The 6,410-nt window shown below is 60.0% G+C and carries 6 protein-coding genes; 2 read left to right on the top strand and 4 right to left on the bottom strand.

Annotated elements, in window-relative coordinates:
- The 4 genes from F8N49_RS24155 to F8N49_RS24140 all read right to left on the bottom strand — a co-directional run.
- Positions 1-775: ABC transporter permease (locus F8N49_RS24155; protein WP_151552872.1), on the bottom strand; the 775-nt coding region annotated here is incomplete at its 3' end.
- Positions 772-1,704, bottom strand: a complete 933-nt coding sequence (locus F8N49_RS24150) for an ABC transporter ATP-binding protein (protein ID WP_016771010.1) — start codon at positions 1,702-1,704, stop codon at positions 772-774. The genes F8N49_RS24155 and F8N49_RS24150, both read right to left, overlap by 4 nt.
- A 133-nt stretch (positions 1,705-1,837) precedes the next feature.
- Positions 1,838-2,461 (bottom strand): glutathione S-transferase family protein, encoded by a 624-nt coding sequence (locus F8N49_RS24145; protein WP_024013937.1) that lies wholly within the window; start codon positions 2,459-2,461, stop codon positions 1,838-1,840.
- A 43-nt stretch (positions 2,462-2,504) separates the two neighbouring features.
- Entirely contained in the window at positions 2,505-3,164 is a 660-nt protein-coding gene (locus F8N49_RS24140) for a transglutaminase family protein (RefSeq protein WP_073472239.1), read from the bottom strand.
- 247 nt (positions 3,165-3,411) lie between these two features.
- Between F8N49_RS24140 and F8N49_RS24135 the strand changes: the two genes are divergently transcribed.
- Both F8N49_RS24135 and F8N49_RS24130 read left to right on the top strand, forming a co-directional pair.
- Positions 3,412-5,859 carry an acyl-CoA dehydrogenase gene (locus F8N49_RS24135; protein ID WP_122751513.1) on the top strand — a complete coding sequence of 816 codons (2,448 nt, stop codon included), beginning with the start codon at positions 3,412-3,414 and terminating at the stop codon, positions 5,857-5,859.
- 73 nt (positions 5,860-5,932) lie between these two features.
- The gene (locus F8N49_RS24130) at positions 5,933-6,340 is read left to right on the top strand and encodes a PA2817 family protein (RefSeq protein ID WP_039760212.1); all 408 of its coding nucleotides are present in this window, start codon (positions 5,933-5,935) and stop codon (positions 6,338-6,340) included.
- Positions 6,341-6,410 lie beyond the last annotated feature (70 nt).

The raw sequence follows: 6,410 nt of genomic DNA, 5'->3' as shown, positions 1-6,410 counted from the left end.
TACGCATCCCGCGCCCGCTCACCAGCAACCGCGCACAGCCGAGATACAGCACCACGGTCGCCACCAGCATGAAGGTGATGGCGATGCCGATACGGATATCCGAGACACCAAGGATGCCGTAGCGGAAGGCGTTGACCATGTGCAGCACCGGGTTGGCCAGCGACACGGTCTGCCAGAACGGTGGCAGCAAAGTGATCGAGTAGAACACGCCGCCCAGGTAAGTCAGCGGGGTCAGCACAAAGGTCGGAATGATCGAAATATCATCGAAGTTGCGCGCAAACACCGCGTTGATGAAGCCCAGCAGCGAGAAGATTGTCGCGGTCAGCACTACCACCAGAATGGTCACGCCGAGGTGATGCACCTGCAAATCTGTGAAGAACAGCGACAGGATCGTCACGATCAGACCCACTGCCAGACCGCGCAATACACCACCAATGGTGAAGCCGATCAGGATCGTGTGCGGTGACACCGGCGACACCATCAGCTCTTCGATCGAGCGCTGGAACTTGCTGCCGAAGAAGCTCGAGACCACGTTGCCGTAGGAGTTGGTGATCACCGACATCATGATCAGACCCGGCACGATGTACTCCATGTAGGTGAAGCCACCCATGTCGCCGATCTGCCGGCCGATCAGGTTGCCGAAGATCACGAAGTACAGAACCATGGTGATCGCCGGCGGCAGCAGGGTCTGCGGCCAGATCCGCATGAAGCGTTTGACCTCGCGGTAGACGATGGTTTGCAGGGCGACGAGGTTGGGACCGAACTCGGAACTCATACCGCCACCTTCGACAGATTTTTCTCCACCAGGGACACGAACAACTCCTCGAGGCGATTGGTTTTGTTACGCAGGCTCAGCACTTCGATGTTCTGCTGCGCCAGCTGGGTGAACAGCGCCGTGATGCCCATGGATTTGTCGACCTGGACTTCAAGGGTATGGCCGTCGAGCAATCGGGCCGGGTAGCCGAGCAATTGCGGCGCCGCGCTCAAGTCGTTCTTCAGATCAAGCAGAAAGGTCTCCACATGCAACTGGCCCAGCAACTGTTTCATGCTGGTGTTTTCGACGATGGTGCCGTGGTCGATGATGCCGATGTTGCGGCACAGCTGCTCGGCCTCTTCCAGATAATGCGTGGTCAGGATGATGGTGATGCCTTTCTGGTTCAGTTCGGTGAGGAAGGTCCACATCGAACGGCGCAGTTCGATATCGACGCCCGCAGTCGGCTCATCGAGGATCAGCAGGCGCGGTTCATGCACCAGCGCACGGGCAATCATCAGACGCCGTTTCATGCCGCCGGACAGCGAACGCGAAGGCACATCGCGCTTGTCCCACAGGCCGAGCTGGGTCAGGTACTGCTCGGCGCGTTCCTTGGCGACTTTCGCCGGAATGCCGTAGTAACCGGCCTGGGTCACGACGATGTCGAAGGTCTTTTCGAACTGGTTGAAGTTGAATTCCTGCGGCACCACGCCGATCGAGCGCTTGAGCGCCGCCGGGTTCTTGTCCAGGTCATTGCCGAAAATATTCACGGTGCCGCTGGTCTTGTTGACCAGGGTCGAGAGGATGCCGATGGTGGTGGATTTGCCGGCGCCGTTGGGGCCGAGCAAGGCGAAAAAGTCACCTTCGGCGACGTCCAGATCGATACCACTCAAGGCCTGGAACCCGTTGCCGTAGGTTTTGGTTAGCTGCCGGATGGACAGAGCGGAACTCATATCGGATTTACGCACCAAGAAGGAAGGAAAGAAGTAAATAAGGGCGGGCGGCGAGGGAAACAACCGCAGCGCAAGTTCGCAATGGTGCTTGCCGCCGCCGCACAAGTACAGTCAAGTGTGTCGATAGTAATTATCAAGTCAACGCGGTCATGACCGCTTTCTGATAGGCCGGACGCTGTTTCAAGCGTTCATACCAGGCTTGCAGATGCGGTTGCGGCGCGCGCTCGATGGGCATTTCGAACCACGCGTAAATGAAGCTGCCCAGCGGGATGTCGCCCATGCCGATGTCATTGCCGGAGAGATAAGGCTGGCTGATCAAGGCATGGTCGGCCATGTTCAGCAATTCATCGCATTCCTTGATCGCGGCGTTGATCGCCTTCCAGTCCTGCTTCTCGGCAGGCGTACGCAGCACACCCCAGAACACCGTGCGAAACGGCCCGGCGAAACTGGAAGTGGTCCAGTCCATCCACTTGTCCGCTGCGGCGCGGGCTTGCGCATCTGCCGGATACCAGGCGCTGTCCGGGGCGTGTTTGGCCAGCAGATAGCGCACGATGGCGTTGGATTCCCACAGCACGAAACCGTCATCCTCGATCACCGGCACCCGGCCATTCGGGTTCATCGCGCGGTACTCGGGCGTGTCGACCACACCGAACGCGCCGCCGGCATCGATGGCCTCGTACGCCAGGCCCAGCTCTTCGGCAGCCCACAAGGGCTTTCTGACGTTCGATGAATTTTTCCGTCCCCAGATCTTCAGCATGACCGCCTCTTTGCAAGTGAGTGGACGGCCAGCATACGCCGGATCAGGTGCGACTCAAATCGGCCTGCATATCGCCCAGCAGCACCGGCAGTTGCTCACTGAACAGATGCGGATAGCACTTTTGCAGGTGCTCGAAGAAGAAGGTTTCCGGCACGTCGGTGAACTGGCCGTGATCGAGCAGATACTCCATCAACTGTGCGCCGTCACGGTTGAACGGGTGGAAAACGCTATCGTTGACCCCGTCGAATTCCAGCGCTGCGACGTTGAACAACTCGCACAGTTGCTGGTTGAACGCTGGCGTCGCCTTGACCCAGCGGCCGTCGAGAAACAGCTCGGTGTAGCCATGCATGGCAAACACATCGCTTTTCAGCAACTCGAGCAGACGTGGCGTCGACAAATGATTGCGCACATCGGCCAGACCGATGCGCGCCGGGATCCCGCAATGCCGCGCACAACCGGCGAGCAGCGTGGCTTTCGGCACGCAGTAACTCTCCCCTGCTGCGAGTGCGTAACTGCCGCGCAGGGTTTGCGGATCACGGCTGAAGGTGTACGGGTTGTAGCGCACCGCCTCGCGCACGGCGTAATACAGACTCATCGCCTGCTCACGCGGATCATTACTGGCACCGCGATGCTGCTCGGCGAACTCCACCACCGCCGGGTGGTCACTATCGATGAAGCGGCCGGGGCTCAGATACTCGTGCATGACGGCAATCTCCTGGATGAGTCACGAGTCTAGCGACAGCTTGAGCACAGAGATAACGACGTTTCGGCCAAACCTGAAAGCAAAGCTGCGCAGCAACGAACGATTTCCCACACGTGTTGCCCACCGAACCTACGAAAACCATCCGGGGTTTCCCACGATTTCAATCACCAAGCTCTGACCACCCTTATTTGCAGATGCCGTCTAAGCTCTGGAGGGTCGATTTGCTTTGGTTCACGGAGGACTGAATATGCTGTTGTTGTGGATACTGGTTTTGATCGTCGGCGTGGCGTATCTCGCCCATCGACGCATCGCCCCGCTGCCCGCGTTGGGCATCGTTGCGGCCTATCTGGTCGCCATGGGGTTTTTCAGTCACGCGCCGGGCTGGCTGCTGTTTGTCTTCTGGGTCCTGTTGGCGGTGGTCGCCGCGCCATTGTTGCTGCCTGACCTGCGCCGCAAGCATTTCACCGCGCCGCTGTTCAACTGGTTCCAGAAAACCCTGCCGCCCATGTCGCAGACCGAACGCGACGCGATCGATGCCGGCACCGTGTGGTGGGACGGCGAGCTGTTCAGCGGCCGTCCGGACTGGGACAAATTGCTGTCCTATCCCAAGGTGCAACTGACTGAAGAAGAACAGGCTTTCATCGATGGCCCGACCGAAGAACTCTGCGCGATGGTCAGCGACTGGCAGATCGGCCAGTCCATGGACCTGCCGCCCGAGGCCTGGACGCACATCAAGGAACATGGCTTTTTCGCCCTGATCATTCCCAAGGAATACGGCGGCAAAGGCTTCTCGGCCTACGCTCACTCACAAGTGGCAATGAAACTGGCGACGCGCAGTGGCGACCTCGCCTCCACCGTGATGGTCCCGAACTCCCTCGGCCCTGCCGAACTATTGCTGCATTACGGCACCGACGAACAACGTAATCACTACCTGCCGCGACTGGCCCGTGGCGACGATATTCCGTGCTTCGCCCTCACCGGCCCGCTGGCCGGTTCCGATGCCGGCGCGATGCCCGACACCGGGATCATCTGCAAAGGCCAGTGGGAAGGACAGGAAGTTATCGGCCTGCGCCTGAACTGGGAAAAGCGCTACATCACGCTCGGCCCGGTCGCGACTCTGCTTGGCCTGGCATTCAAGGCTTATGACCCGGATCACCTGCTCGGTGAGGAAGAGGACCTCGGCATCAGTCTGGCGCTGATCCCGACCGATACTGCAGGTGTGGAAATCGGTCGTCGGCACCTGCCGCTGGGCGCCGCGTTCATGAACGGCCCGAACTCCGGCAAGGACGTGTTCATTCCTCTGGACTACCTCATCGGTGGTCAGGAAATGCTCGGCAAGGGCTGGATGATGCTGATGAACTGCCTGTCCGTCGGGCGTTCGATCTCGCTGCCAGCCGTGGGCACCGGCGCGGCCAAGTTCACCAGTCTGGTCACTGGTCAGTACGCGCAGATTCGTGAGCAATTCAACGTACCGTTGTCCGCTTTCGAAGGCATCCAGGAAGCCATGGCGCGCATCGGCGGTAACGCGTGGATGATGGACGCCGCCCGCATGCTCACCGCCAACGCGGTGGACCTGGGTGAAAAACCATCGGTGCTGTCGGCGATCCTCAAATATCACCTCACCGAACGCGGTCGCGAATGCATCAGCCACGCCATGGATGTGCATGGTGGTAAAGCGATCATCATGGGGCCGAACAACTACCTGGGCCGCAGCTGGAACGGCGCGCCGATCTTCATCACCGTCGAAGGCGCGAACATCCTGTCGCGCAACCTGATGATCTTCGGTCAGGGCGCGATCCGCTGCCATCCATTCGTGCTCAAGGAAATGGCCCTGGCTGGTCGCGAGGACAAGGATCAGGCGCTCAAGGAATTCGACGGCCTGTTGCTCAAGCACATCGGTTTTGCCGTCAGCAATGCCGCCAGCACACTGGTGCTGAACCTAGGTCTTGGTCACTTCGAACATGCGCCGGGCGACAGGATCAGTCAGGGCTACTTCCGCGCGCTGAACCGTCAGGCCGCCGCATTCGCCATGCTCGCCGACTTCAGCATGATGCTCCTGGGCGGCGAATTGAAACGCCGCGAACGCCTGTCGGCGCGCCTCGGCGATGTACTGAGCAACCTGTATCTGGCCTCCGCCGCGCTCAAGCGCTATCACGACCTGGATTCGCCGGCGTACATGGAGCCGCTGTTCCGCTGGGCCATGGAAGAAAGCCTCGGCCAGTCGGAGCGTGCGCTGGATGAACTGCTGAGCAACTTCCCGAACAAAGTCTTCGGCTGCCTGCTGCGGGTCATCGTCTTCCCGTTCGGTCGCCGTCACAAAGGCCCATCGGACAAACTCGGCGCCGAAGTCGCTGCGGTCATCGGTCGCGCCAAGGGCGATCCGGCACTGGAAGAACTGCTCGCCGGCTGCTACCGCCCGCAATCGGCGGACGATGCCGTGGGCGCGCTGCAACACGCCAGTGACCTGCTTAACGCCGCGCAACCGCTGCACAAAAAACTGCACACCGCACTGAAGAGCGGCCAGGTCAAACCGGCAGCCGGCGAACACGCCATCGATGCCGCGCTGGAAGCCGGCGTGCTGCAGGCCGTCGAAGCGCAAAGCCTGCGCGACGCCGAAGCGGCCCGCCGCAAGGTGATCGACGTCGATGATTTCGCCAAAGAAGAACTGACCCAGGCAGAGGGCAAAGTCCGCTGATCCCGGTTTATGTGAAAAAACGGCGCGAGGGCTTTATACTCCCGCGCCCGTTTTGCTCTTGAGGACTTATCTCGTGTCCAACGTCGTTGCCGATCATCTCGTGTTGCTCGACCACCTGCGCAGTATCCTGGTCGCCGTAGGTGAGGCCGAACAAGTGCCCGAAGAAAGCCATGCCCTGTTCCTCGAGCGCTTCGACGAACTGCTGGCCTCCCTGCCGATCGACCCTATCGAAAGCCAATACCTGGGCCAGGACATCCTCACCCAAGTCATCAGCCGCTACCCGCAAATCGCCCACCTGATCCCGCGCGACCTGCTGTGGTTCTTCGCCGGCGACTGCCTGCACTACCTCTCCGACGAAGAAATTGACCTCTACCAGGCCCTCGAAGAACGCCGCTACGAAGCCGAACAGAACGACGAACCGTTCGACTGGAACCAGGAAAAACAACTGCTGGCCATGTCTGCGCAGGACAGCAAGCATTGATATTCGACAGGTAATCGAAAGGCCCGCACTGATGATTCCATGCGGGCCTTTTTTTCAAGATCAAAAGCCC

Origin of the sequence: Pseudomonas sp. GXM4 (assembly GCF_008923895.1) — a bacterium.
GTDB classification, from domain to species: Bacteria; Pseudomonadota; Gammaproteobacteria; order Pseudomonadales; family Pseudomonadaceae; genus Aquipseudomonas; species Aquipseudomonas atacamensis.
The sequence above is the reverse complement of the archived record's forward strand: the minus strand, read 5'-3'. Positions and strand labels throughout refer to the sequence as shown.